The sequence below is a fragment of the Hymenobacter sp. 15J16-1T3B genome (genome assembly GCF_020711235.1).
Lineage (GTDB): Bacteria > Bacteroidota > Bacteroidia > Cytophagales > Hymenobacteraceae > Solirubrum.
Genome location: NZ_JAJFAV010000008.1, coordinates 220,233 through 245,727 on the forward strand (window position 1 = coordinate 220,233; position 25,495 = coordinate 245,727).

Consider the following 25,495-nt stretch of genomic DNA (forward strand, 5'->3'; position numbering starts at 1 on the left):
GTTGAGCCACGGCGCGGATCCGTCTGGGTAAACCCTGCTTTTGCCGGTATCGTCCGTTAACGGATACGGCGGTTATTTACACCCGCTTCTCCACTAAAGAACAAGCTGATACTAACCAGAGCTTGGATCTTCAAAAGAAGAAATGCTTGGTGTATGCCCAAGCTCGTGGATACACGTTTTAGAACACTTTGGCGGCACTTATGAAAGCGCCAAAAGCGATGGTCGCAAGAAAATTTCTCGCATGCTGAAGTGTGTTCAGCAGAAAGCGAACCACATTAGTTGCATCATCGTCCTAAGCCCTGATCGATTCTCCCGTACGGATGGTGAGGCCATAGCCCTAAACGAAAAGCTCCGCAGTCTAGGCGTCGCTGTTGAGTTCGTTACTCAACAGACAGATACCAGTGACGATGGGACGGTTGGTTCAAAATTTTGGCTCCTTAATAAGCCACGCAGATAACCAAGTGCGCAAAGAGCGAGCAGTTATGGGCATAACTGAGCGGCTTCGCCGAGGATATTGGACGTTCAACACACCCTTAGGTTATACCAAGATTATCGAAGGCAACGAGCCAAGAATTACCATTAATGAACAGGGCTAGCTGCTACGCAAAGCATTTCTACTAAAGCTCGACAACACTCAGCTCGTTACGCGGCTTCGCAAGCGTGGCGTGAAACTATCAGAAAAGCTTCTGACGCAAACTTTTCAAAATCCGTTCTACTGTGGCCTAATCACATCAAGTTTGCAGGATGGTCAGGTAGTAGCAGGACGCCACGAAGCCATGATCAGCCCTGAGCGGTTTATGCAGCTCAACAATATGCAACAACAGCAAGAGCACAGTCACGCCCATGCGAAAGAAGTACCGCCTGTTCCGCTGAAGCACCACGTGACGTGTCACCGCTGTGGCAAACCACTTACAGGTTACCAAGCCAAGAAGAAACAGCTTTGGTATTACAAGTGCAACACCATTGGTTGTAAGCTTAACGTAAGCGCCCGCCAACTGCACAGTCCTTATCATGAGTTGCTCGGCAGCTACGACCTATCTCCACAGTTAGTGGCCCCACTGAAAGCTATAACTGTCGGTGTATTTCAGCAACTCTACCACGAAAGCGTCCAGGAGCGGAAAGCCATTCAAGCGGCACTGAAGCAGGTGCAACAGAAGCTGGAAAAAATGGAGGAGCGGTACGCCATTGGAGAATTAGGTCGAACCACTAACGAGAAGTTCAGCCGCAAAATAATAACCTCCGACCTGCAACCGCTGGCGGTTCGATACGCTCGTTTAGGTTCTGACTTATCGAACCTCGAATCATATGTCTATTTCGCTGTCGATATGACGACTAACTTACCGATTATGTGAAAGAAAGCTGATTTACCCACTCGACAATTACTCCAACAAATGATCCATCCAAACGGCATCGCCTTTGCTCCGAAAATTGGTCTTTATCGACCCGGGCGAGCTAACACAATCTTTAGAACAACGTCTTCATTCACAGCAAGTAACAGCAAACAAAAAATCGGATCTAACACGATTACCCGTGCTAAATCCGATTTGGTGGGCCCAACAAGTGAATTATCGCACTGTTGGCGCCAGGATTTAGAAGCAATTGCGGCCTTTAGCCGCCTCGTCAATCTCGACGATTTTACCACTTAGTGGCAGCAGGGCGTGACGTAATGAAGCCGCCAACTTTGCCCCTGCTGCGGCCGTCAAGGCCCGTGCCCCGACAGTTCCGATCAAAGACCGGAGCTGTCAGGAATCAGGATTGATCCTGCTGTTTTATCTTTTTTTCGCTAAACCGGGGAAAGGCAAAATAGACGTATAACAACACCACGGGGATGATGCTGAACGGTACGCTCCACAAACAAACGAGCAAGGCCGCCAGGTGCAACGCCGGCGCAATAGCATATTCTTTTGTCAGCAGCCGAATGAGCCGTTTATCGGTATCGTCTTCCACCAGCTCGTCCCTGCTGGTGGCGTACCACCAGGTACAGTTATACAGCAAGGTCATCATCAGCAAGGTCCCGTGGTAAATCAGGGCGGCCGTCCGTTCGTCTGGTTTGCCGATATGACGGGCTAGCAGGCCGGTGGTGAAAGACTGCAGGGTAACAAACATCAAAAACAGAATATTCAGGATCAGCAGGTACTGATCCGTCTGCTTGAGGTATCCAAACATGTTGTGGTGGTTGGACCAGGCAATGCAGATGAACAGGAAAGATGCCGCGAAGGCCGCGTAATGGGGCCAGAGTTTTACCAGCTCCGGCAGCAAGTTCGTTTCGGGCTTCGGCAGCTCGGTGGCCAGCAAGGTGGCCGCAATAGCCAGAACGGCGTCGCTGAAATATTCGAGCCGATCCGTTGGTCGATGGTTGTGCATACGCGTTGTTCAACATGCAATAGCCTGAAAACCAAAAGCAACCAGTAAAACGTCGACCCCAACGGGGGCGCTGACGGCGCCCCCGTTGGGGTCGACGTTTTAGGCTACTCCTGGTTCAACTGGCGCTTACGCCGGTTTTTCCGTTTGAGCAGCATGATACCGGCCGTTAGGAGCAACGCCGTCGTCGCGGTATTCCGGATAAAGCCCGCGCGGTTATACTTCCATTCGGCGCGCCAGCCCCGCTCAATCCAAGGATTGGGCAGAATGCCGTGCACTAAATCATCCAACTTGCCTTGAATGGTGTCGACGCGGTCGGCCAGAATGAGCGTCATCCAGTGCGTGGCGGTGGCTTCGCTGTACTTGTAGGCAAAGCGGCGGATGGCCCCGCTCAGGCCGATGGGCGGCGTCGAGGTGCCGAACACCCGCGTCACACCAGGCCGCTCGATGGAATGCAGAATTTCCATGTCCAGCGGCTGCTGGGGGGCCTTTTCGTAATCGAGCCGCTCGTGGTCCGCCCCGTTGCTATGCTTCATGGGGTAGGTGGGGTCGTTGTCCGGGTCGGCATCCATACCCCAGCCGGGTATCTCGGCGGCGCGAACCATGTTGCGCTGGGCGATGATGCGGTCCTGCCCCGCCGCAATGCGGTCTTCCAATGCGTTTTTCATGAGCATGAGGGGTTAAGCGAACGAAGCGTTGGCGCGTGACGGAATCAGCAGGGGCTTGATGATGTTGTCCAGCTTTTTGGAGAACATACGGTAGGCATCCGGTATTTCTTCCAGCGGAAACCGGTGGGTAATGATTTCCTTGGGGTTGATCCGGCCGCTCATGACGTGATCAATCAGTTTGGGTAGCAGCCGTTTCACCGAGGCCTGATTACCCCTGATAGTCAAGCCCTTGTTCATGATACTGCCGAGGGGAGCGAGGTTCCAGGGCGGACCATATACCCCGATGATGGATACGATACCGCCTTTTTTCACGGAATTGACGGCCCAGTGAAAGGCCGTGGCCGTGCCGGCCTGCATCAACAGGCTTTTCCCGCTAATCGTTTGCCAGGCATGGCCCGACGCTTCGCAGCCCACCGCGTCGATGCACACGTCGGCGCCAAAATAATCGGTGGCCTTTTTCAGGAAGACCACCGGGTCGTTCATTTCCCGGAAGTTGTACGCCTCGGCAAACGAGAATTTGCGGGCAAACTCCAGACGGTAATCCAGTTCATCAATCACGATGACGCGGCCGGCGCCGAAAAACCAGGCAAAGCGGGCCGCCATCAGCCCGATCGGACCGGCGCCGAACACCACCACGGTGTCGCCTTTTTGGATACCGGCCTGCTCGGCCGCCTGGTAGCCGGTGGGCACCACGTCGGTCAGCAGCACGGCATTTTCCAGGTCCATGCCTTCCGGGAGAATGGTGGGGCTCACGTCGGCGTAGGGCACGCGCACGTATTCGGCCTGCCCGCCGTCGTAGCCCCCGCCGGTGTGGGCGTAGCCGAAAAAGCCACCCACGGCCGTAGCTTCCGGATTGGCCTCGTGGCAGTTGCCGTAGAGTTCCTGCTTGCAATGCGGACAGGTGCCGCAGGCAATGTTAAACGGCACCAGTACATGGTCGCCCACCTTGAGTTTTTGCACCTCGGAGCCCACGGCCTCCACGACGCCGGTAAACTCGTGGCCGAAGGTCATGCCCACCCGGGTATCGGGCACCATGCCATGATACAGGTGCAGGTCGGAGCCGCAAATCAAGGAGCGGGTGACCCTGACAATGGCATCCATGGGATGCTTGATTTCCGGCTCGGGCCGGTTACGGTCTGCCCTTATCTGAAAGGGCCCCCGAAAATTCATGGCTAACATAGGCGCAAGGTTTAAGGTGGACCATTCAAGGATATTCTTGAACAATTAGCGTACGCCTACCCCCAGCCAACGCTTATCCAGTTACTACTGATTTGTGTCCAGACAAACACGTAATTCGGGCTGCGTAGATTTCGCCTCGTGCGCCGCTTGGCCAGCGCGCTAGGTGTAAGCCGCAATCCGGCGTCCGCACTAGTGTCCGTCCCGCCTGGACTGATGCGCACCTGCGGCCGTCTTGACGCTAGATGGACACGGTGGAATTAAAAAGCTTGTCACCCACCGCCGCTTGAATAAAAAAGCCTTGATGCCGCGGCATCAGGACGAAGCAGGCAACGATGCTGCATCGGCCGAACCGTGCCCTTCTAAGCAGACTCAGTAATAGCAATAGTGGTCGTGGTGGACTCGATGCAGTTGAGGACGACCATACCGCCCCTATCAGTAGCGAAACTGTTGGCACAAATCAAAAGTCCCCGTTTCCAAGTTGGAAACGGGGACTTTGTGGGCCCAGCTGGAATCGAACCAGCGACCTGCTGATTATGAGTCAGCTGCTCTAACCGATTGAGCTATAGGCCCGGCTAAAACCTATCCAGGGAAGGCCCACAGGTTGGTTTCGGCGGCGCAATCTACCAATTTCGCGGCGGTATTACCAAACCACCCTGCTATGAACGCTGCGCATCGTTTGCCGAATCTGCTGTTTGATTTTGGCGGCGTCATCATCAACATCGACTACAACCGCACCCTGGAAGCCATGCGGGCGCTGAGCCGGGTGGGCTCCACGATTGAGTTTACCCAAGCGGCGCAATCGGCGCTGTTCGACGACCTGGAAACCGGCCGCATCACGCCCGACGCCTTCCGCCAAGGGCTGCGCACGCATTACGACTTGCAGCACGCCACCGACGCGGAGCTGGACGCGGCTTGGAATGCCATGCTGCTCGACCTGCCGCTGGAACGGCTGGAGTACCTGCGCGAACTGCGTCGGGAAGGCTACCAAACGGCCCTGCTCTCCAACACCAACAGCATCCACATCGGCGTCATCAACGAGATGCTGCGGCGCGCCTACGGCTTGCAGCAGGGTATTGCCGACGTGCTGGACCGCGTGTTTTATTCTCAGGAAGTAGGCCAGCGCAAGCCGGGGCGGGAAATCTTCGAGCATGTGCTGCGCGAAATGAACTGGCGGGCCGAGGAAACCCTTTTCGTGGAGGATAGTATCCAACACATTCGCACGGCCGAGCAGTTGGGTATTCGCACCCTGTTTCTGACTCCGCCCCTGACTCTTACCGACGCCCTGCCCGCCGCTCTTCGTGCCTTTCCCAACCCTGTTTCCTAACGACAAGCCGCGGCCGACGCCGCTGCGGCCGTTTTTGCTGCGCTGGCGCCGCTACGAGCGGCCGGAGCCCCCGCTGTGGCGCACGGCGCTGCTGCACCTGGGCCTGTTTCTGCTCACGCTCGGCACCACCACACTGGCCGGCGTGATGCTCACCCGCGGCGGCATTGACTTGCTGCCCCTCGACGTGCTGCAGCTGCCGGCGGCCGAGCGCACCGCGGAGCTGCTGCGCGGGCTGCAGTTTGCCGCGCCGTTTTTGGGCGTGCTGGCCGTGCACGAATTCGGCCACTATTTCACGGCCCGGCGCTACCGCATCCGGGTTTCGTTGCCGTATTTTCTGCCGGTGCCCTTCGGCATTGGCACGTTCGGGGCGGTAATTCGCATCCGGGAGAAGATTTTCTCGCGGCGGGAGTTTTTCGACGTGGGCATTGCCGGGCCGCTGGCGGGTTTTGTGGTGGCCGTGCCGCTGCTGGTATACGGCTTCACCCACCTGCCGCCGCTGGAGTACCTGTTCCAGATCCATCCCGACTACCGCCCCTACGGCGGCGCCTACGCCCAGTACGTGTACCAGGGCCGGCCGGCGGGCCTGAGCTTCAGCCAACCCCTGCTTTACCAACTACTTGCCCGCTGGCTAGCCGACCCCGCCCTGCTGCCCGACGCGCACGAGTTGCTGCACTACCCGGTGCTGCTGGCCGGCTCCTTATCGTTGTTTTTCACGGCCTTGAACTTACTGCCCATCGGCCAGCTCGACGGCGGCCACATCCTCTACGGCCTGCTGGGCTTTCGGCGCTTCAACCGCCTCTCGACGGGGCTGTTCCTGGCGTTTATGTTCTACGCCGGCCTGGGCCTGTTTACCCTCGATTCCGGGTGGCAAACCTGGCTGTACTACGGCCCCGTGTACGCGCTGTACCTGCTCACGGCCTTGTGGCGGGTGCTGCCGGGGTTTCGGCGGGTGGCGCTGCTGGCGGCGGGCGTGTGGCTGGCGCAGCTGGCGGTGGCCACGGCCGTGCCGGGCATCAGCGGCAACCCCGGCTGGCTGCTTTTCGGCCTACTGCTGGGCCGCCTGACGGGCATCTACCACCCGCCGGCGCCCGACGAGCGGCCCCTCTCGCCCGGCCGCCGGGTGCTGGGCTGGCTGATGGTGCTCGTGTTTATTCTCTGTTTCAGCCCGGTACCCTTCGTGGAGGTGTAGGCGCGCAACGTCTGGGCGGCGGGCGCGTACCACGGCGTATGGCTACTACCGCTGCTGCTCCCGACCGCACCGCTCCCGAATACCGCTGGACGCTGGCCGCCCGCATTGCCGATCAGATGCTGGAGGCCGGCCTGAGCCACCGCGACGTCAACGAAGCCACCACGCCCGACGACGTCATCAGTCGCGGGGCGCTGCCCAAGGCCGACGCGGCCTACGTGCGCGGCCTGCAGGTGCTACCCGACGGCGACGCCCGCGACTTGTTTGTGCGCCACGCCCGCAGCAAGCCCCACGAAGACGACCCGAACTGCTGCGACACGTTTAACTTCTTCCGCCAGCTCGTCTGGATCAACCTCTACAGCCGCCCGGAAGAAGAAGAAATCCTCCCCCACTGAGCCCAATTCCAACACAAACGGCCCGCTGCACCAAGGTGCAGCGGGCCGTTTGGCGTTAAGCGAATCGGCTTAGCGCAGGGCGGCCACGCCGGGCAGCTCCTTGCCTTCCATGTACTCCAGCAGGGCACCGCCGCCGGTGCTGATGTAGGACACCTGGTCGGCAAAGCCGAGCTGGTTGACGGCCGCCGCGGAGTCGCCGCCGCCGATGAGGGAGTAGGCGCCTTCGGCCGTGGCTTCGGCAATGGCGCGGGCCACGTACTCGGTGCCGAGCGAGAAGTTGCTCATTTCGAACACGCCCATCGGCCCGTTCCACAGGATGGTTTTCGAGCCCCGGATGATTTCGGCGAACAGTTCGCGGGACTCGGGGCCGATGTCAAGGCCCATCCAGCCGGCCGGGATGTGGTGGTTGGCGGCCACGTCCACGTTGGCGTCGTTGGCGAATTTGTCGGCAATGAGGCTGTCGACGGGCAGCACCAGATTCACGCCCTTTTCTTTCGCCTTCTGAATCAGGCTCAGTGCCAGCTCCAGCTTGTCGGCTTCCAGCAGCGAGTCGCCGATTTCGCCGCCCTCGGCCTTGGCGAAGGTGAAGGCCATGCCGCCGCCGATGAGCAGGTTGTCGACCTTGTCGAGCAGCTGCTCGATGATGAGAATCTTGTCGGAAATCTTGGCCCCGCCCATGATGGCGGTGAAGGGCCGTTCGGCGTTGTTGAGCACGCGCTCGGCGTTGTCGACTTCGCTCTGCAGCAGGTAGCCGCCCACGCGGGCCTGCGGGAACGACTCGGCTACCACGGCCGTGGAGGCGTGGCGGCGGTGAGCCGTGCCGAAGGCGTCGTTCACGTACACGTCGCCGAGGCGGGCCAGGCGCTGGGCAAAGGCCGCGTCGCCTTTCTCCTCCTCGGCGTAGAAGCGCAGGTTTTCGAGCAGCAGAATCTCGCCGGGCTGCAGCGACTGGGCCAGTTGCACCGCCTCGGCGCCCACGGCGTCAGGGGCGAATTTTACCTCGCGGCCGTACTCGTGGTTGAGCCGCCCCACGAGGTGGCGCAGGGAGTATTTGTCTTCCGGTCCGCCCTTAGGCCGGCCCAGGTGCGACATCAGAATGACGCTGCCCCCGTCGCTGAGAATCTTGTTGATGGTGCGCGTGGCGGCCCGGATGCGGGTGTCGTCGGTGATGCGGAAGTCCTTGTCGAGAGGCACGTTGAAGTCGACGCGCACCAGGGCTTTCTTGCCGGCGAAGTTGTACTGGTCGATGGTCTGCATGGAAGCTGACGGAAAGGGTTGGGGAACGGAAACCGCTGCCCTTATACGCAGCGGCGGCGCGTAGTTCGGCCTTTTTCGCGCCGTATGCAAGCTATGGCCGGCTGGGCTCGTTTGGCAGATGCCATTCGGCGGCGCTTTCTTTCCAGCGGTTTATCCGGGCTACCTTGCGGCATATATTCCTTTGCTATTGCATGAAAACAGCATTTGTACTGACTTTTTCGGCCTTGTTGGTGGGCCACGGCGCGACGGCCCAGCAGCTCCGGTTTGGCGCCAAAGCCGGGGTGAATTACGCCGACCTCAATATTCGTCACGTAGGCGGTTTCAAGCGCCTGCTCGGCCTCAACGCCGGCGTGGTAGGCCGCTACGCCCTAAGTTCCGATGGCTTTTGGAACCTCCAAGCCGAGCTGCTGTATTCGGGCAAAGGACAGCGCTCGGGGGGCATCATGCGCCCCGTGGGCGCCCCGGCTGAATTGTACCACGACCGAATCCACTGCCTGGATCTGCCCGTTTTAGCCAAAATCAACGCCCGCGGCCTCACCGTCGAAGCCGGTCCGCAGCTTTCCTATGTGCTCAAGGCCAGTTCCGAGACGGATGGCGGCCGCATCGACACCCGTGACCGGCTGCGGCCTGTGCAACTGGGCTACGCCGTCGGCGTGGGGTACGAGTTGCCGGCCGGCTACAGCCTCACGGTGCGCTACGCCGCCGACGTCACCAGTATTTATAAGTCGGGCCCGTTCTTTGACTCGGTGCATTCCACTGCTTTTCAGGCCCAGCTCGGCTACCTGCTGGGCAAGGCGGAGTAACGATTCGGCCCACTTGCTTGTTAGGCGCCGCAGCGGCCCGCCCCGGGGCGGGCCGCTCTATTTTTCGCCTACCTTTGTAGCAGCATGAGAATTGGCATTTTCTTCGGTGGTCCGTCGCGCGAGCGGGAAATTTCCTTTGCCGGCGGCCGGACGGTTTACGATAACCTCGACAAGTCGCTGTTCCAGGCCGTGCCGGTCTTTGTGGACAGCCACGGTAACTTCATCCTGCTCGACTGGCAGTACCTCTACAAGGGCACCATTCGGGACTTCTACCCGCCCGTGTCGGCCCTGCCGCCCTCCGAGCTGAAGTTGCAGGTATACCTGGAAAGCCTCGGCGAGCTGAGCCGCGAGGAGCAAGACCGCATCATCGCGGAAGTGGGCCGCCGCCTGCGCCCCGACGAGCTAGCCGGGCTGATGGACTTCGCCTTCCTGGCCCTGCACGGGCCGGCGGGCGAAGACGGCGCCATTCAGGGCTTGCTCGAGTGGTACGGCATCCCCTACTCCGGCTCCGGCATCCTGCCCTCCGCGTTTGGCATCGACAAGATTGCCCAGAAAACCCTGCTGCACGCGCTGAATTTGCCCTCCCCGGGTTTCCGCGTGCTCACGGCCGAAGAATTCGACGCGGCCCAGCCCGAAGCCTTGCTGGCCTACGTGCAGAAAGAGCTGGGCCTGCCGCTGGTGGTGAAAGCCCCGCGCCAAGGCTCCAGCATCGGCGTGAGCATTGTGCGCGACGCCGACGTGGCCAAGTTCGTGGCCGCCGTGGAGCGCAGCCTGTTCCGCCGCACCGTCACGCGCGAAGACTGGCAGCGCCTCGGCGCGCAGGACCGCCTGGCCTGGGCGCAGCACCTCACCGACATCCGCGAGGGCATCGGTCTGCCCGTCATCCTCGATGCGGACGACGACCAAGTTATCTACCACCCCGAAGCCCTGCTGCGCGCCCTCGACGAGCGGCTGACCCTGCAGGATTCGGTGCGCCTGACCAACACCCAGGGCGAGCAGCAGGTGCTGCTGGAAGCCTTTGTGCAGGGCCGTGAGTTTTCTTGCATCGTGGTGGAAGACGTGGACGGCTCGCCGCTGGCCCTGCCGCCCACCGAAATCGTGAAGGGCTCGGAGGTATTCGACTACCGCTCGAAGTACCTGCCCGGCATGGCCCGCAAGGTCACGCCCATCGAGCTGCCAGAGGCCGACATCCAGCGCATTCGGGAGCAGTGCGAGCAGTTGTTCCGCACCTTCGGCTTCCAGGTCTACGCCCGCCTCGACGGCTTCATCACCGACGCGGGCGAGATTTTCCTGAACGACCCGAACACCACCTCCGGGATGCTGCCGGCCTCGTTCTTCTTCCACCAGGCCGCCGAAATCGGGCTGAACCCCTCGCAGTTCCTCACCTACATCATCCGCACTTCGCTGGCGGCGCGGCGCCGCTCGGGCCTGCAGCCGGTGAAGCTGGGCCGGCAGCTGCGCGCCCTCGACGCGGCCGTGGCCAGCCGCCAGCACGAGCAGAAGCCGCGCACCAAAGTGGCCGTCATCATGGGCGGGTATTCCTCGGAGCGGCACATTTCGGTGGAAAGCGGGCGAAATATCTTCGAGAAGCTCTCCTCCTCGGCCAAGTACGAGCCGGCGCCGGTGTTTTTGACCGGCTCGTCGGACAGCTACGAGCTGTACGTGCTGCCCATCAACGTGATGCTCAAGGACAACGCCGACGACATCCGCGACAAGGTGAAGCACTACGAGGCCGGCCACGGCGCGCACCCCATCCTGGAGCGCATCCGGCAGGCTGCCACCAACATCACGCATACCTACGCCGCGCAGTCGGTAGCCGCGCCCGAGAAGCTGAGCTTCGAGCAGCTGGCCCAGCGCGTGGATGAGGTGTTCATTGCCCTGCACGGCCGCCCCGGCGAAGACGGCGCCCTGCAGCAGCAACTGGAGCGCGTGGGCCTGCCCTACAACGGCTCGGGCGCCGAGTCGAGCTCCGTCACCATCAACAAGTTCGAAACCAACAAGCGCCTGCGCGACGCGGGCCTGCGCGTGGCCGAGCACCGCATGGCCGCCCGCCTGGAGTGGGAAGCCGACGCGGAAGCCTTCTACCAGAGCCTCGAAAGCCAGTTTCACTACCCTTTCATTGCTAAACCGGCCGACGACGGCTGCTCCTCGGCGGTGAAGAAAATCAAGAACCGCCAGGAGCTGGAGGCCTTCTGCCGCCTGATGTTCCGCGACCAGGAAGACCTGCTCGAAGACGCAGCCCGCACCCTGAGCCTGGGCTTCAAGGAAGAATTCCCGCGCAAGGATGCCTTCCTGGTGGAAACGCTCATCTCGCGCGACGGGGCCCGGCACTTCCTGGAAGTCACCGGCGGCCTGCTCACGCATCGGCGGGCCGACGGGGGCCGTGACATCGAGGTGTTCGAAGCTTCCGAAGCCCTGGCTACGGGCGAAGTACTGAGTTTGGAGGAAAAATTCCTGGCCGGCGAAGGGCAGAATATCACTCCCGCCCGCTACGCCGCCGACCCCGCTGAGCGGCAGCGCATTTCCGACGAAGTGAAGGCCGAGCTCAAGCGCGTAGCCGAGGTGCTCAACATCGAAGGCTACGCCCGCATCGACGCCTTCGTGCGGGTGCGCGAGACGGGCGCGGTGGAAGTCATTATCATCGAGGTCAATTCCCTGCCCGGCATGACGCCCGCCACCTGCATCTTCCACCAGACGGCGCTGGCCGGCTACACCCCTTACGACTTCATCGACCAGATTCTGGAGTACGGCAAAACGCGCGTGCCGCAGTCGGTGTAGAGACGCATATTTGCGTCTCCGTCGTGGCTGACATTGTGTGGGCTGCCAGCAAATTCCTCCTGGTAAAGACGCCCTTCTGCGTCTCAACATCTTCTCTCTAAATGGCTTTCCTCAAATCCGATACCTGGCTGGACCTCGTCAAACACCTTGTGGTGATTGGGCTGGTGTCGCTGCTGCTGCTGTTTCTATTCTTCTTCGTGTACCTGCCCGTCACCACCAACCACGGCGAAACCATCGTGGTGCCGAAGGTGACCGGCATGCAGCTGGCCGACTTGGAAGACTACCTCGATGAGCGCGACTTGGCCTACTTCGTCGACGACAGCAGCTACTCGGCCACCTCGCGCCCCGGGCTGGTGCTCACCCAGGAGCCCAAGCCGGGCGAGAAGGTGAAGGAGGGCCGCAAGATTTACATCTCGGTGGCCATGAAAAACCCGCCGGTCATCAAGATGCCCAAGCTGACCGACGGCTCCGTGAAAAACGCCCAGATGATTTTGAACAGCTACGACCTGGTGGTGGGCAAAATCACGCTGGTGCCGGACCTGCGCCAGAACGCGGTGCTCAAGCAAGAAGTGGGCGGCAAGGAAATCAAGCCCGGGGACCCGATTACCAAAGGCACCCGCGTGGACCTGACCGTGGGCGACGGCCTGGGCAACCAGGAATTCCCGGTGCCGAGCGTGGTGGGCATGCCCGCCGACGAAGCCACCACCCTCCTGGCCGGGCAAGGCTTGCAAATCGGCGAGACCTTCTACCAGGCCCCCGAAGCGGGCCAGACCGAAGGCACCGTGGTGAAGCAGCGCCCCGAAGCCAGCGGCGGCGCCACCATCCGCTCCGGGCAGCTCGTGGACCTGTGGGTGGCCGGCGAAGAACCGCTCAAGCCCGTCAAGTAGAACGCAAGCCCCGTTTTCCAGAAGCCGCCCGGAATACTCCGGGCGGCTTTTTTGTGCCCGCCCGGCGCAGAATGTGCGCCATCGGCAAAATCTTTTCCCGCGCCGGCTCGTTGGGGGTGCGTAACTTACCCCCGCTCATGAACTATCGGCTACCTCTACCCCTGTTTGTTTGGGCCTGTCTGCTGACGTGCTTCGGCCTGCCCACGGCGCTGCGCGCCCAACAACTGCTGCCCCTGCCTGCCGACCCTGCCCGCGCCCAGGCCGTGGCTCCCGGTGCGGCAGCCCGCGGCACGGCCAGTACCGCCGCGCTGGCGTTGCCCTTCTTCGAAGACTTTGCCGGGCAGCCCGAAGGCAAGCCCAACCGCACGCGCTGGAAAGACGGCAACGTGCTCGTCAACGAGCGGTTTTCGCAGACGCCGCCCTCCCGCGGCGTGGCCACCTTCGACGGCCTCGACTCGCTGGGGCGCTCCTACGGGCCGGCCTCCCTTTACGGCAACACCGACGTGCTCACCTCGCAGGCCATCGACCTGAGCGCCGGCCGCCCCGGCGACCGTACCTACCTGAGCTTTTACTGGCAGACGGGCTCCATCGCGGGCGGCCCCAACTACGAGACGGGCAGCCGCCTCGTGCGCTTGGTGCTCGAATTCCTTGACAACACCGGCGCCTGGCGGCAGGTGTGGTACAACCCAAGCCAGCAGGACGGCAACAGCCACACGTTGACGCGCTTCCGTCAGCGCTTTATTGCCGTCAACGACGCCCGTTACTTTCACGCGGGGTTTCGCTTCCGTTTCCGCAGCTACGGCCGCCTCTACGGTACCCTCGACACCTGGAACCTGGATTACCTGCGGCTCGACCGCAACCGCGACACCACCAACGTTTCCTACGCCGACCTGGTGCTGAGTTCACCTCTTTCGTCGCTGCTGAAGCGTTACACGGCCATGCCGGCCTGGCAATACAACGCCGCGGCCAGCCCCGCGCAGGAACTGAACGACAGCACGTTTACCACCCTCAACAACCTCGACGACACGCTGGTGGTGGGCACGCCTTACTCCTACCAAGGCGTGGTGCGCGTGCTGCCGGCGGGCCCCGAAATTCCGTTCTTGAACGGTTCGGATTTCAGTGTAGCCGGGGCCAAGCAGAAGCGCCTTAACGGCTCGGTGCGCAGCGTGCCGCTGACGGTGGCCGTGGGCACGCGGGTGCAGCACAGCATCAACCTTTCCTTGCTTTCGGCGACGGGCTCGCCCAACGACACGGTGCGCCGCGTGACCGAATTCAACAACTACTACGCCTACGACGACGGGTCGGCCGAAGGCACCGCGCACTTGGCGCAGAGCCCCAACCTACCCACTTCCCGGGCCGTGCGCTTCGACCTGAACCGGCCCGATCAGGTGCTAAAAATTCGCTATTACTACGCCGGCGCCACCGGCAGCGGCACCATTCCCACCACCACCCCCGTCACGTTCGGCGTGTGGGATGCCGGCGCCGATGGCCAGCCCACCGCCACGCCCAAGGCCACCTTCACCGAAAGCCTGCCCACCAGCGTAGCCGCGGGCGGCTTCCGCGAGGTGACGTTCAGCCAGCCGGTGCCCGTCAGCGGACGGTTTTTCATTGGCTACACCCAGCCGGCCAATACTCCGCTGTTCATCTTGTTCGGCGCCGACCTCAACAGTTACCAACCCCGCCTGACGTTCTACGACCGGGAGAACAACGTTTGGTCGCCCTTCGACACGGCAGCTAAGTTTGTGCCCATTCTGCGGCCCGTCATGTCGGGGGTGGTTAGCAGCGCCCACAGCGCCGCTGCCGATGCCGCCGTGCAGATCTTCCCCAACCCCAGCTCGGGCGTGGTGCAGGTGCAGGGCCGCTACACCCGCGCCGTGGCCCTCGATGCGCTGGGCCGCACCGTGTGGGAGCAGCCGGCGGCCCAGGCCGGCCAAGCGCAGCTGGACCTACGCCGCTTGCCGGCCGGCGTATACCTACTGCGCCTCACCCTGCCCAACGGCTCGGTGGGCACCCAGCGCCTGGTGCTACAGCCCTAACGGCGCGCGTAACTTCGCCCGAATTTGCTTGTTTAGTGGGCCCCGGCGCTTCCCTCGGCGGGGCCCACCCGTTTTCCCGTTTTACCTGTTCTCCATCCATGAACGACATCACCCCCGCCGAGCTGAAAGAGCGTCAGCAGCAAAACCAGACTCCCGTTATCATCGACGTGCGCGAGCCGTGGGAATACGAGGAAACGCGCATCAACGGCAGCCAGAACATTCCGCTCGGCGAGCTGCCCGGCAAGATCGAAGACCTGGAGGAGCTGAAGCACCAGGAAATAGTGGTGCACTGCAAAGGCGGGGGCCGCTCGGCCACGGCCAAGGCCCTGCTGCAGCAGCACGGCTTCGACAAGGTGCGCAACCTGCTCGGCGGCATCTCGGCCTACAACGCCGGCTAAGCTTCGCCTCCCAACATGCCGAACGTCATTCCGCGCTGGCCGTGGAATGACGTTTTTTTCTGCCGTCCAGGGCCTCACGCCACGGCCAGTTGCCCGCCGGGGGTGTAGCGCAGCTGTCCGGTGTCCACCAAGTCGCGCAGCAGGGCAGTCAGCACCTCGGCCTGGGCGGGCGCGAAGCCGGCCAGCAACTCCCGCGGCGTTTGCGGCGCGCTGCGGAGCTGGCTGAGCACTTGGGCCCGCAGATCGGCCGCCACGGCCGGCTTCTGCTGACTGCGCTTTTCGGCCAGGCAATGGTCGCAGATGCCACAGCGCGCACTGTCCACCTCGCCGAAGTACTCCAGCAGCTGCTGCTGCCGGCAGCGCGTGCCGGCGGCGTACCGCACAACGGCCTCGGTTTTGAGCACGTCCCGGTCGCGGGCGGCTTCCAGGCTGCGGGCGTCGAGCGGCAGGCGGCCCACGTCGAAGCGCGGGGTGGTGAACAATGCCTGCGGCGAGTCGTGGCGCGGCTGGTACTGCACAATGCCCGACTTGTGCAGAAACTCGAGCGTCTTGCGCACTTCCACGGTGCTCCAGCGCAGCGTCTGGCTCAGTTGCCCCTCCGACACGCTGATGAAGCTGCTGAATACCTCGCCCCCGTAGTGCCGCAAAATGGCCTTGATGAGCTGGTCGTGGCGTACGTTGGCGACCTGGAAGCGGTACAGGTCGCGGGCGTCGATGGGAATAAACACCTTGGCCGGGTTGTTCACCGCTTCGTTGAGCTGCACCAACCCAGCTTTTTCCAGGGTGCGCAGGGAGTTATGCACGTCCAGGGGCTTGAGCCGGTACGTGCTGGCGAAAGCGCCGAGGTCGAAATCGAAGGCCACCAGCTCGCCCCCGCCCACGGCCGTGCCGGAGTAGTTGGCCAGGGCTTGGTACACGCGCTTTACCACGTCGAGCGGCGGGTGGCTCTGCAGCACGCGGCGGCGCATTTCGTCGGCGTCGTTGGGGGCCCAGAGCAGCACGGCAAAGGCGTACAGCTCGTCGCGCCCGGCCCGGCCGGCTTCCTGGTAGTAGGCTTCGAGCGAGTCGGGCGCGTCGAGGTGCACCACGCAGCGCACGTCGGGCTTGTCGATGCCCATACCGAAGGCGTTGGTGGCCACCACGATGCGCGTTTTGTCGTTGGTCCACTCCTGCTGCACGCGGCTGCGCTGCTCGGCGGGCAGGCCGGCGTGGTAGGCGGCGGCGCTCAGGCCGTGCTGCTGCAGCCAGGCAGCGGCCAGTTCGGTTTGCTTGCGGGTGCGCGCGTACACCACGGCCGTTTTGCCGGGCCCCACGCCCTTGAGCACCTGCAGCAGCCGCTGCAGCTTGTCTTCGGTTTCGAGCACCGAGTACGAGAGGTTGGGCCGCTGGAAGCTGCGCTGAAACGTCTGCCCCGTCGGTCCGAAGTGGAGCTTTTCGCGGATGTCGCGGCGCACGTTCTCGGTGGCCGTGGCCGTGAGGGCTAGCACCGGCACGCCGGGCAGCAACTCGCGCAGGGCGCTGATTTGCAGGTAAGGCGGGCGGAAGTCGTAGCCCCACTGCGAGAGGCAGTGCGCCTCGTCGACGGCAATGAGCTGCACCTTCATCTTGGGCACGCGGGCCCGGAACATATCCGTCAGCAGGCGCTCGGGCGACACGTAGAGAAACTTCACCGGCCCGTACACGCAGTTGTCCAGCGTCTGGTCGATGTCGCGGTGGCTCATGCCGGCGTACACCGCTTCGGCTTTGATGCCGCGCTTGCGCAGGTTTTCCACCTGGTCCTTCATCAGCGCAATCAGCGGCGAAACGACCAGGCACAGCCCTTCCCGCGCCAACGTGGGCACCTGAAAGCAAATGCTCTTACCGCCGCCCGTGGGCAGCAGCGCCAGCGTGTCCTGCCCGGCCAGCACCGAGCGGATAATATCCTCCTGCCCCGGCCGGAACGCCCGGTGCCCCCAATGTTCACGCAGGACGGACAGAATGTCTTCGGTAGGAGCAGCCACGGCGGATAAAGGCGTTTGGGGACGGCGAAGATACGCCCCCTCCAGCAGTGTCGCCAATTGCTGGCGGCTCAGACTGACCGTCAGGGCCGCTTTGCAGTAGCCGCCGGTGCTACCTACTTCCCCGCAATGACCGGGACGTTACTGTCGCACAAAAAAGCCCGGCCTCTCGCGAAGCCGGGCTTTCCCAATCTATCAATACAACACTAAAGCTTGTTAGGCCGCAGCCTGACCGTTTTCACGGTCGTCGATGGTCTTCTTCAGGTTGGCAATAGCCTGGGTGGCGCGCTCCTGGTCCAGCTTGTTGATGTTCAGCAGCATTTTGGTTTTCTCCTGCCGCGTCACCACCGGGTGGTTGAGCAAGCGGATGATTTCCTCTTTCTGCTGCGCCGTAGCGTAGGCCGGGTTGGCAGCGGCCGGGGCCAGGGGCTCGGCTACAGCCGGGGCGGGCTGTTCGGTCACCACGGCCTTCATCGGAGCAGGCTCAGCGGAAGCCGACTGCTGCCGGGCTTCGGGCATGTTGCCACCGTACTCCATTTCTTCGGCCGGGGTGGGCTCATAGCCGGCAGCGCGGATAATCCAGGCCAGGATGTTGCGGTAAGCTTTGCCGATGGCACGCGTCTGCGCCATGGAGGCAATGGCAAACTCCTGGTAGAATTTCTTGCCTTGCTCCTTGTTGGAGCAGATGGCGAAGCCGGCGCCGACGGTGTGCTGGCTGCGCAAGTCAAACAGCGTCACCTTCGCTTGGTACTTAATCTCCGAGTCGGTGCTCATGTTGATGACGTGGTCGACGATGGGCACAATGCCCAGGCGCGAGCCGGCGTACTGCCAGCCTTCCACGTTCACGAACTCTTTGCCTTGCACCGAAGTCGTGAGCTTGTTTTCCTTGATGAAGTTCGCCAAGTCCTTGGCCAAGGTCAACGTCTCGTCCGAGCGCGAGATGTCGTAGCTCTCTGCTTTCGGCTTGCGAATCGGTGCTTGTGCTTTGTCTTTTTGTGCCTCAGTCATGGCTTCTTCCTTTAGTCCCTGTAGTACGTTCTGTGTTACGTAAAGATAACGCATCGGCCTGCCCGAAGGTGCAAAATAATGCAGATTTTTTAGCAAATTTTATCATTGAATATCAGCAACTTACATACAGTATTCAAAAATATAAAAGCTAAAGCCTTTAGCACAACAGTTGCCTTAGCATCAAAGTGCCCGTCAACTGGCTTTTCCTTACCCGGCTGGTGGGGCCGCTGGCAGTAGCTATACGCAAAAAAAGCCGCCGCGTCTGGGTAGACGCGGCGGCTCTTTTTACAATGGTTTCGGGGCGCTGGCGGCGCTCCGGCTTACTCCAGAATGTGCCCGTCGCGCATGGTGATTTTGCGGTCGGCCATGGCGGCGAGCTGGTCGTTGTGGGTGACGATGACGAATGTCTGGCCCAGCTCCTTGCGCAGCAGGAAAAAAATCTGGTGCAGCTCGGCCGCATTCTTCGAATCGAGGTTGCCCGAAGGCTCGTCGGCGAAGATGATTTCGGGCGAGTTGATCAAGGCCCGGGCTACCGACACCCGCTGCTGCTCTCCGCCCGACATTTCCGAGGGCTTGTGGTCGGCGCGGCGCTCCAGATTCAGCATGCCCAGCAATTCGCGGGCCCGGACGCGGGTTTCTTTTTCGGAGCGACCGGCCAAGTAAGCGGGCAGGCACACGTTTTCCAGGGCAGTGAATTCGGGCAGCAGGTTGTGGAACTGGAACACGAAACCGATGTGGCGGTTGCGGAACTTGGCCAGTTCGGAGCGCTTCAGGGTGCTGACGGATTCGCCGTCGAAGAGCACCTCGCCGGTGTCGGGCGTATCCAGCGTGCCCAGGATGTGCAGCAGGGTGCTTTTGCCGGCGCCCGAGGAGCCGACGATGGACACGATTTCGGACTTTTCGATGGTCAGGTCGATGCCCTTGAGCACTTCCAGCGAACCGTAGCGTTTGCGGATGTTGACGGCCTGCAGCAAACCGGCGGGGGATTAGGAGAAAGGAAGACGAATACGGGCAAAGCTACGCAGAACCGCCCGATGCGGGTTGTCCCGTATCTTGGCCCGTATGCGCAACCGGCCGCTTATACGCAAGCTCCGCCTTGGCGGCTTACTCCCGCTGCTTTTCCTGCTGCTGGCCAGCCGCTGCGAGCCGCCCGCCCAAGCCACGTCCCCCGGGCTGGTGCCGCCCGCCGCGCGCCTGCGCGGGGTGAGCTGGGTGGCCGCCGACTCCACCACCGAAGACGAAATCCGGGAGCTGCAGCGCAACCACGTCACCTGGATTGCCCAGACGCCCTTCGGCTGGCAGGCCGATTCGGCCTCGCCGGACGTTGTGCTTCACACCGGCGGCGGGCGGCAGCGGCGCGCGTTCTGGGGCGAGGCCGACAGCGGGCTGGTGCACACGGCCCGGCTGGCCCGGCGCCACGGCATCCGCACCTTATTAAAGCCCCACCTCTGGCTGCGCAGCCGCGGGCAATGGCCCGGGCAGGTGCAGATGCGCAGCGCCGCCGATTGGCAGCACTGGTTTAGCAGCTACGCTGTCTTCATTCTGCACTACGCCCGGCTGGCCGAGCAGCACCGCATGGAGGCACTCTGCATTGGCACGGAGCTCAAGCACGCCGCCGTGGAGCACGAAGCCGAGTGGCGCCGGCTCATCGGCGACATCCGGCAAGTATACCACGGGCAGCTCACCTACGCCGCCAACTGGCACGAGGAGTACGAGCACGTGCGCTTCTGGGACGCGCTGGATTTTATCGGCGTGCAAGCTTACTTCCCCCTTACCGCGCGCGCCCGGCCCGATACCGCCGAGTTGCGCCGGGCCTGGCTCCCGCACTTGCTGGCCCTGGCCCGCGTGCAGCAGCGCTACGGCAAGCCGGTGCTCTTCACCGAAGCCGGCTACCGCTCCATTCCCACGGCGGCCGCCGCGCCCTGGGAGTGGCCCGACCCGCGCCAGCCCACGCCCGAAGACGACGCCACCCAGGCCGCCTGCTACGAAGCCCTGTTCCGCAGCTGCTGGCGGCAGCCCTGGCTGGCCGGCATCTTCATCTGGAAGTGGTACCCCGGCCTGCCGCCCGACGCCCAGGGCCGGCGCCGCACCGATTACACGCCCCAGCACCGCCCGGCTGAGCAAGTCATGGCCCGCTGGTACGGCTTGGGCGAGCCGTAACGATGCACATCGAATTCGGGCTAGGTTTGCGCCCTGAGGCAGCAACTTATCTATACAGCTGATTATCAAACCTTACCTACGTGTTACTTATCACAGATTACCTGTCACCTAAAATATTGCCTACTTTCGCGGGCACATTTCCGGAACCCGAAAACCCACTCTCGTTCACTGTATGAACATTCACGAATATCAGGGCAAGGACATCCTCAAGCGTTATGGCGTACGCGTGCAAGAAGGCATCGTGGCCGAAACGGCTGAGGAGGCGGTAGAGGCCGCTAAAAAGCTCACCGAGCAGACCGGCACCGGCTGGCACGTGATTAAGGCCCAGATCCACGCGGGCGGCCGCGGCAAGGGCGGCGGCGTGAAGCTGGCCAAAAACCTTGACCAGGTACGTGAAATTGCCGGCCAGATCATCGGCATGCAGCTGGTAACCAAGCAAACCGGCCCCGAAGGGCGCAAAGTGCACAAGGTGCTGGTGGCCCAAGACGTGTACTACCCCGGCGAGTCGCAGCCCCAGGAATTTTACATGTCGGTGCTGCTGGACCGCGCTTCCGGCCGAAACGTCATTATCTACACCACCGAGGGTGGGATGGACATCGAGGAAGTAGCTGAGGCGCATCCCGACAAGATTCTGAAAGAGTACGTGGACCCGCGCGTGGGCTTCCGCCCCTTCCAGGCCGGCAAGATTGCCTTCAACCTGGGCCTGTCGGGCGAGGCGTACAAGGAGATGGTGAAGTTCGTAACGGCCCTCTACAAGGCCTACGACGACACCGACTCGGCCATGTTCGAAATCAACCCGGTGCTCAAGACCTCGGACAACAAGATCCTGGCCGTGGACGCCAAGGTGACGCTGGACGAAAACGCGCTGTACCGCCACAAGGACTTCGCCGCCCTGCGCGACACCAACGAGGAAGACCCGTTGGAAGTGGAAGCCTCGGCTTCGAACCTGAACTACGTGAAGCTCGACGGCAACGTGGGCTGCATGGTGAACGGTGCCGGCCTGGCCATGGCCACCATGGACATCATCAAGCTGAGCGGCGGCGAGCCGGCTAACTTCCTCGACGTAGGGGGTGGAGCCAACGCGCAGACCGTGGAAGCCGGTTTCCGCATCATCCTGAAGGACCCGAACGTGAAGGCCATCCTGATCAACATCTTCGGGGGCATCGTGCGCTGCGACCGGGTGGCCAACGGCGTGGTGGAAGCCTACAAGAACATCGGCGACATCCGCGTGCCCATCATCGTGCGCCTGCAAGGGACCAACGCCGAGGAAGGCGCCCGCATCATCGACGAGTCGGGCCTGAAGGTGTACTCGGCCGTGCTGCTGAAGGACGCCGCCCAGAAGGTGAAAGAAGTGCTGGCCATGCAAGAGCAACAAGCCTAAGCAAGGGGCCCCGCATATTCCGATTAGAGCAAGCCCCGCCGATAACCTCGGCGGGGCTTCTTCTTGTGAAAAAAATTCTGGAAAAACAATCACATATATTTTTTATCATATCGTAAATTGGACGAGTTATATTTGCTTTGTTCGTTTTTGAACTCTGTCCGTAATCGTTGGCTTTTGGCCAGCTGGTCAGAGAATTAACAGCCGAGCTACCCTGCGCCGCACCGGCTGGCAGCTTCCTGCAAAAGCTAACCCCCTCGCGGGTTTCTGCGTTTGGAGGCACTCCACCCCGGTAAACCATCCACCTCCATGCATAAAACATTTACGGGACTGTTGATTTTGCTTGGGCTAGGACTGGGCTCCCCCGCTGCGTGGGCCCAGTCGGCGGCGCCCTCTTTCGAGGTGCCCCTGCCCTTTAGCACGACGCCAACGACCATTGCCGCGTACAGCTTCCGCTACAGCACGCCCGAAGACTTTTACCTGCAAACCCTGCGCGACCGGTACGGCCTGGAAGCCATAGCCGCGCAGGAGTCCACGACGCTGGGCAAAGTGAAAGCCCTCAGCTTGTGGGTGCACAACCGCTTGGTGCACGACGGCCGCATTGCCTCCACCAAAACCGACCCGATGGAAATCCTCGACGACGCGCTGGTGGGCAAATCGGTGCAGTGCGTAGAGTTTGGGCGCGTGATGGCGGCGGTGCTTACGGCCATGGGCATGCCCGCCCGGCCCTTGTTTCTGAAAGCGGCCGACGCGGACAAGCGCGGCTCGGCCGGCGGCCACGTGTTGACGGAAGTCTGGCTGGAGGAGTTTCAGAAGTGGGCCGTGGTCGACAGCCAGTGGGACGTGCTGCCGACGCTGAACGGCGTGCCCGTTAGCGCCGTGGAGTTGCAACATGCCTTGGCCAAGAAAAGCGCAGGCCTGACCGGCGAAACGTCGACCGACGCCAAAATCAAGTTCTATTACCGCTGGCTGCAGCCCTACCTCTACTACTTCGACACGCCGCTGGACAACCGCTACGGCGTGCGCACCGGCAACGGCAGCCTGATGCTCATGCCCATTGGGGCCAAAAAGCTAACCACGTTTCAGCGCAGCACCAAGCTCAGCGGCATGCGCTACACCACCTCCACGGCCGTGTTCTACCCGAACCCGCTGGAAACCCATCAGGCCCAGGAACACCCCAATTCCATCGATTAATCTGGCTTCGGCCCTTCCTTACGCGGCAGCGCCCGTCCGAAACCTCCGGACGGGCGCTGCTGCTTATGCGGGGTAGCGGCGGCTACCCGTTTTGGGCCACGCCGGCGTTTTCTTCGGCCTGCACGGGCAAGGGCTGGCCTTTCACGCGCAGCTCCACTTCCATGTTGCCGCGGGTGCCCACCGAGTACGGGCAAATGCGGTGGGCCTGGCGCACTATCTCGATGGTTTTGGCTTCGTCGAACTTCTTCAGGTCCACATCTAGGATGGCGCTCAGGCCGTAGCCCTCGCCCTCCTGAAACAGCGTGACGGAGCAGTTGACGGTGGTTTCGGGGTCGAGCCGGTCGCCGGCACGTTGGGCAATGACGAGCAAGGCCTGCTGAAAGCACGAAGAATACCCGGCGGCAAATAGCTCTTCGGGATTAGTGGCGCCGCGCTTGCCGCCCAGGCCTTCCGGCACCGACATATCCAGGTCGATGACGCCCGTGGTGGAGCGCACGTGGCCGCTGCGGCCGCCGACGGCTTGCGCCTCAGCGGTATACAAGGTTTTTTTTTCGGACGAAGCCATAGAAACAGAATTAGGGTTTGGGTTGGGTGTTAGGCTTAACTGCGTTCCGCGGCGGAAGGTTACGGGTAGAATTTTCAGGAAAACGCCCCGCCGGTTTGGCCGCGCCGCATTTTTGCCTACTTTTGCCGGCCCCTACTGGTCGCGTAGTACAACGGATAGTATAGGAGTCTCCGAAGCTCTTGATCCAGGTTCGATTCCTGGCGCGACCACCAAAAGACCCTCTCTGCGTTATGCAGAGAGGGTCTTTTCATTTTCAGGGCACAGAATGGGGTACAGAACGAGCTTTGCTTGTTGCCAAGCTCCGACCTTATTGAGGCCAAAACTGTTGTCTTTAACCGCTTGATAGCACTACTTGACAACATGAATTTTGACTTCTCAGCTCTGGAGCTTTACGATGACATGCTAGTTCATGTCTGTGATATTGTCGTTACTCGGGACTATAAATCCTTTGCTACTTACCTATCGGATCAAGACGAGGTAGATGCCTTTACTGCCAGAGTTATTAAGTCTTACCAAGCTGTTCGCCTTGAGATAAAGAATAATCTTGATCGTATACCTGACCAATCTACAAGGTTAGCTTACCTAAAAGAGGTAGAGCGGTTTCTAAGCCAACATCCAAACTTTCACGCCATCATTGAAAGGGGTGGAGCGAAAGCGCTACTAGCACTAACTCATAAACCAGAAAATGGCCCGCCTAGGGACTTTGCACTGCGCAGTATGAGAGCACTGCTACAGCGTAAAGCCGACAACCTAACGAGCAATGAGTTGGAGTGGCTCACAAACCTTCATGTTATGACCTGTGGTGCTCATGAGACATGGACAGAGCTAAAGGAGGAGCTGAATCGTCAGTTCCGCCTTAATTCTTCGTCCTCCGCCTCTGAAGGCTCTACTGGAGTAGAGACACAGAACAATGCTGCGGGCGTTTCCTTTGATGATTTATGGACAGCCCCAGCTCTTACAAAACAAGTCGATTGAATATTTAAGAGGCTTAATTTTATCGAAACCAGAAACAAAGGGCTAATCAACATTCAGCCAAAGACCTTAAGGAACCCCGGACGCCCTTTCGTTGCTGTTTTCAGATTGCTGGAGATGATAGGAGTAGTCAGGGGCACACAAGAGTCTCAAGGCAAGCTAAAGGTGCCTAACTCAATATGGTCTAAACTCTTCGCTCAACGCTACAAAGTGGACATTCCAGTTGGAACAGCGAAGTATCTGATTTCAGAGAGGAACCAAAATAATGAATTTAGAAGGGATGTGGAGCAAGCCTTACCCATTGTTGCAGAGGCATTTCCAAGGAGCAAATCATCGTTGAAGCTACCTTGGAATTTACCGGTAAATCCAACAACCCGATAATAGCTGGTATGTGAGGGTAGCATTGGAGAAACAATCCAATGCTTCACATGCAAACACTACCCATTCCCGAGACGGTGGGCAAGCAGCTCCCACAGCCTCATCCTCTTTATGCCACTGCTGGTACCCTAGTAGAGGCAGCAGAAAGCTTGATAGCTTTCATTGAGGCACGTGCCTGCGCAGCCGCTAAAGAGCAGTGCTTGCTTATAGCGGCAGATAAAGCAAAAGCTCCGGTTGAGGAAAGCCAGGAGCTGCTTACCGTTGAGAAAACAGCTGCTTTTCTTGATGTAACGCCTCAAACTGTATTTGACTGGCGTAAACGGGGCATTCTGCAAGCTTATAAGCTTGGCAACCGCGTGTACTTCAAACGCTCTGAAGTCGTAGCAGCCCTAGAAGCCCAAAGCTTCCCTGACGGCCGCCGCAAGTACGCTCGTCGCCAGTTCCAACAAAAAGCCCGCTAGCCTTATGCAGACGAACGGGCTGAAAGTTTTTGACGAGGTTGGTACCCGCGTCGAAAGTAAAGAAAAAGCTGAGGTACGTGCTCAACAAGCACGTACCCTCCTGCCAAATC

At 61.1% G+C, this 25,495-nt stretch carries 23 protein-coding genes and 2 tRNA genes; 16 read left to right on the plus strand and 9 right to left on the minus strand.

Annotation, left to right across the window (positions count from 1 at the left end):
• Positions 1–142 precede the first annotated feature (142 nt).
• Together LJ737_RS27265 and LJ737_RS15355 are read left to right on the plus strand one after the other, a co-directional pair.
• A complete protein-coding gene (locus tag LJ737_RS27265) occupies positions 143–457 on the plus strand; it encodes a recombinase family protein (protein ID WP_227767258.1) in 315 nt (104 codons plus the stop codon).
• A gap of 208 nt (positions 458–665) precedes the next feature.
• The gene (locus LJ737_RS15355) at positions 666–1,352 is read left to right on the plus strand and encodes a recombinase zinc ribbon domain-containing protein (protein WP_227767260.1); all 687 of its coding nucleotides are present in this window, start codon (positions 666–668) and stop codon (positions 1,350–1,352) included.
• Positions 1,353–1,749: 397 nt separating this feature from the next.
• Here LJ737_RS15355 and LJ737_RS15360 read toward each other — a convergent pair whose 3' ends face one another.
• The 4 genes from LJ737_RS15360 to LJ737_RS15375 form a co-directional block, all read right to left on the minus strand.
• Entirely contained in the window at positions 1,750–2,364 is a 615-nt protein-coding gene (locus tag LJ737_RS15360; RefSeq protein ID WP_227767262.1) for a TMEM175 family protein, read from the minus strand.
• A gap of 104 nt (positions 2,365–2,468) precedes the next feature.
• A complete protein-coding gene (locus LJ737_RS15365) occupies positions 2,469–3,029 on the minus strand; it encodes a hypothetical protein (RefSeq protein ID WP_227767264.1) in 561 nt (186 codons plus the stop codon).
• A gap of 12 nt (positions 3,030–3,041) precedes the next feature.
• On the minus strand, positions 3,042–4,208 hold the full coding sequence (locus tag LJ737_RS15370; RefSeq protein ID WP_227767266.1) for a zinc-dependent alcohol dehydrogenase: 1,167 nt from the start codon (positions 4,206–4,208) through the stop codon (positions 3,042–3,044).
• Positions 4,209–4,704: 496 nt separating this feature from the next.
• Positions 4,705–4,778: transfer RNA gene (locus LJ737_RS15375), tRNA-Ile, on the minus strand.
• Positions 4,779–4,866: 88 nt separating this feature from the next.
• Here LJ737_RS15375 and LJ737_RS15380 point away from each other — a divergent pair.
• Genes LJ737_RS15380 through LJ737_RS15390 form a run of 3 tightly spaced genes read left to right on the plus strand, consistent with a single transcriptional unit; the run spans position 4,867 to position 7,113 of the window.
• On the plus strand, positions 4,867–5,532 hold the full coding sequence (locus tag LJ737_RS15380; RefSeq protein WP_227767268.1) for an HAD family hydrolase: 666 nt from the start codon (positions 4,867–4,869) through the stop codon (positions 5,530–5,532).
• A complete protein-coding gene (locus tag LJ737_RS15385; RefSeq protein ID WP_227767270.1) occupies positions 5,507–6,721 on the plus strand; it encodes a site-2 protease family protein in 1,215 nt (404 codons plus the stop codon). The genes LJ737_RS15380 and LJ737_RS15385 overlap by 26 nt, the downstream gene beginning before the upstream one ends.
• A gap of 38 nt (positions 6,722–6,759) precedes the next feature.
• Positions 6,760–7,113, plus strand: a complete 354-nt coding sequence (locus tag LJ737_RS15390) for a hypothetical protein (RefSeq protein WP_227767272.1) — start codon at positions 6,760–6,762, stop codon at positions 7,111–7,113.
• A 69-nt stretch (positions 7,114–7,182) separates the two neighbouring features.
• Here the strand turns inward: LJ737_RS15390 and LJ737_RS15395 are convergent, their stop codons facing one another.
• Positions 7,183–8,370: a phosphoglycerate kinase gene (locus LJ737_RS15395; protein ID WP_227767275.1), complete on the minus strand. Its 1,188-nt coding sequence runs from the start codon at positions 8,368–8,370 to the stop codon at positions 7,183–7,185.
• 191 nt (positions 8,371–8,561) lie between these two features.
• Between LJ737_RS15395 and LJ737_RS15400 the strand changes: the two genes are divergently transcribed.
• The 5 genes from LJ737_RS15400 to LJ737_RS15420 all read left to right on the plus strand — a co-directional run bounded on the left by LJ737_RS15400 (position 8,562) and on the right by LJ737_RS15420 (position 15,272).
• Positions 8,562–9,173, plus strand: coding sequence for a porin family protein (locus tag LJ737_RS15400; protein WP_227767278.1), 612 nt, complete (start codon positions 8,562–8,564; stop codon positions 9,171–9,173).
• A gap of 84 nt (positions 9,174–9,257) precedes the next feature.
• Positions 9,258–11,951: a D-alanine--D-alanine ligase family protein gene (locus LJ737_RS15405; protein ID WP_227767280.1), complete on the plus strand. Its 2,694-nt coding sequence runs from the start codon at positions 9,258–9,260 to the stop codon at positions 11,949–11,951.
• A gap of 101 nt (positions 11,952–12,052) precedes the next feature.
• The gene (locus tag LJ737_RS15410) at positions 12,053–12,838 is read left to right on the plus strand and encodes a PASTA domain-containing protein (protein WP_227767282.1); all 786 of its coding nucleotides are present in this window, start codon (positions 12,053–12,055) and stop codon (positions 12,836–12,838) included.
• Positions 12,839–12,975: 137 nt separating this feature from the next.
• Positions 12,976–14,874, plus strand: coding sequence for a T9SS type A sorting domain-containing protein (locus tag LJ737_RS26940; protein WP_262907944.1), 1,899 nt, complete (start codon positions 12,976–12,978; stop codon positions 14,872–14,874).
• Positions 14,875–14,972: 98 nt separating this feature from the next.
• On the plus strand, positions 14,973–15,272 hold the full coding sequence (locus LJ737_RS15420) for a rhodanese-like domain-containing protein (protein WP_227767284.1): 300 nt from the start codon (positions 14,973–14,975) through the stop codon (positions 15,270–15,272).
• A gap of 74 nt (positions 15,273–15,346) precedes the next feature.
• Here LJ737_RS15420 and LJ737_RS15425 read toward each other — a convergent pair whose 3' ends face one another.
• From LJ737_RS15425 to LJ737_RS15435, 3 genes are all read right to left on the minus strand, one after another.
• Complete coding sequence (locus tag LJ737_RS15425) at positions 15,347–17,272, minus strand: RecQ family ATP-dependent DNA helicase (RefSeq protein ID WP_227767286.1); 1,926 nt, start codon at positions 17,270–17,272, stop codon at positions 15,347–15,349.
• Between the two features lie 213 nt (positions 17,273–17,485).
• Entirely contained in the window at positions 17,486–18,277 is a 792-nt protein-coding gene (locus LJ737_RS15430; RefSeq protein ID WP_227767288.1) for a hypothetical protein, read from the minus strand.
• A gap of 320 nt (positions 18,278–18,597) precedes the next feature.
• A complete protein-coding gene (locus tag LJ737_RS15435; protein WP_227767289.1) occupies positions 18,598–19,251 on the minus strand; it encodes an ABC transporter ATP-binding protein in 654 nt (217 codons plus the stop codon).
• A gap of 88 nt (positions 19,252–19,339) precedes the next feature.
• On the opposite strand from LJ737_RS15435, the gene LJ737_RS15440 reads away from it, so the two are divergent.
• The 3 genes from LJ737_RS15440 to LJ737_RS15450 all read left to right on the plus strand — a co-directional run bounded on the left by LJ737_RS15440 (position 19,340) and on the right by LJ737_RS15450 (position 23,009).
• Positions 19,340–20,437 carry a glycoside hydrolase family 113 gene (locus LJ737_RS15440; protein ID WP_227767291.1) on the plus strand — a complete coding sequence of 366 codons (1,098 nt, stop codon included), beginning with the start codon at positions 19,340–19,342 and terminating at the stop codon, positions 20,435–20,437.
• Between the two features lie 172 nt (positions 20,438–20,609).
• Complete coding sequence (sucC, locus tag LJ737_RS15445; RefSeq protein WP_227767293.1) at positions 20,610–21,818, plus strand: ADP-forming succinate--CoA ligase subunit beta; 1,209 nt, start codon at positions 20,610–20,612, stop codon at positions 21,816–21,818.
• 306 nt (positions 21,819–22,124) lie between these two features.
• Entirely contained in the window at positions 22,125–23,009 is an 885-nt protein-coding gene (locus LJ737_RS15450) for a transglutaminase-like domain-containing protein (RefSeq protein ID WP_227767295.1), read from the plus strand.
• Positions 23,010–23,091: 82 nt separating this feature from the next.
• Here LJ737_RS15450 and LJ737_RS15455 read toward each other — a convergent pair whose 3' ends face one another.
• The gene (locus LJ737_RS15455) at positions 23,092–23,574 is read right to left on the minus strand and encodes an Ohr family peroxiredoxin (protein WP_227767298.1); all 483 of its coding nucleotides are present in this window, start codon (positions 23,572–23,574) and stop codon (positions 23,092–23,094) included.
• A gap of 137 nt (positions 23,575–23,711) precedes the next feature.
• Between LJ737_RS15455 and LJ737_RS15460 the strand changes: the two genes are divergently transcribed.
• The 3 genes from LJ737_RS15460 to LJ737_RS15470 all read left to right on the plus strand — a co-directional run bounded on the left by LJ737_RS15460 (position 23,712) and on the right by LJ737_RS15470 (position 25,385).
• Positions 23,712–23,786 (plus strand) — tRNA-Arg (locus LJ737_RS15460).
• Between the two features lie 148 nt (positions 23,787–23,934).
• Entirely contained in the window at positions 23,935–24,549 is a 615-nt protein-coding gene (locus tag LJ737_RS15465; protein ID WP_227767300.1) for a DivIVA domain-containing protein, read from the plus strand.
• Between the two features lie 425 nt (positions 24,550–24,974).
• Positions 24,975–25,385, plus strand: coding sequence for a helix-turn-helix domain-containing protein (locus LJ737_RS15470; RefSeq protein WP_227767302.1), 411 nt, complete (start codon positions 24,975–24,977; stop codon positions 25,383–25,385).
• Positions 25,386–25,495: the final 110 nt, after the last annotated feature.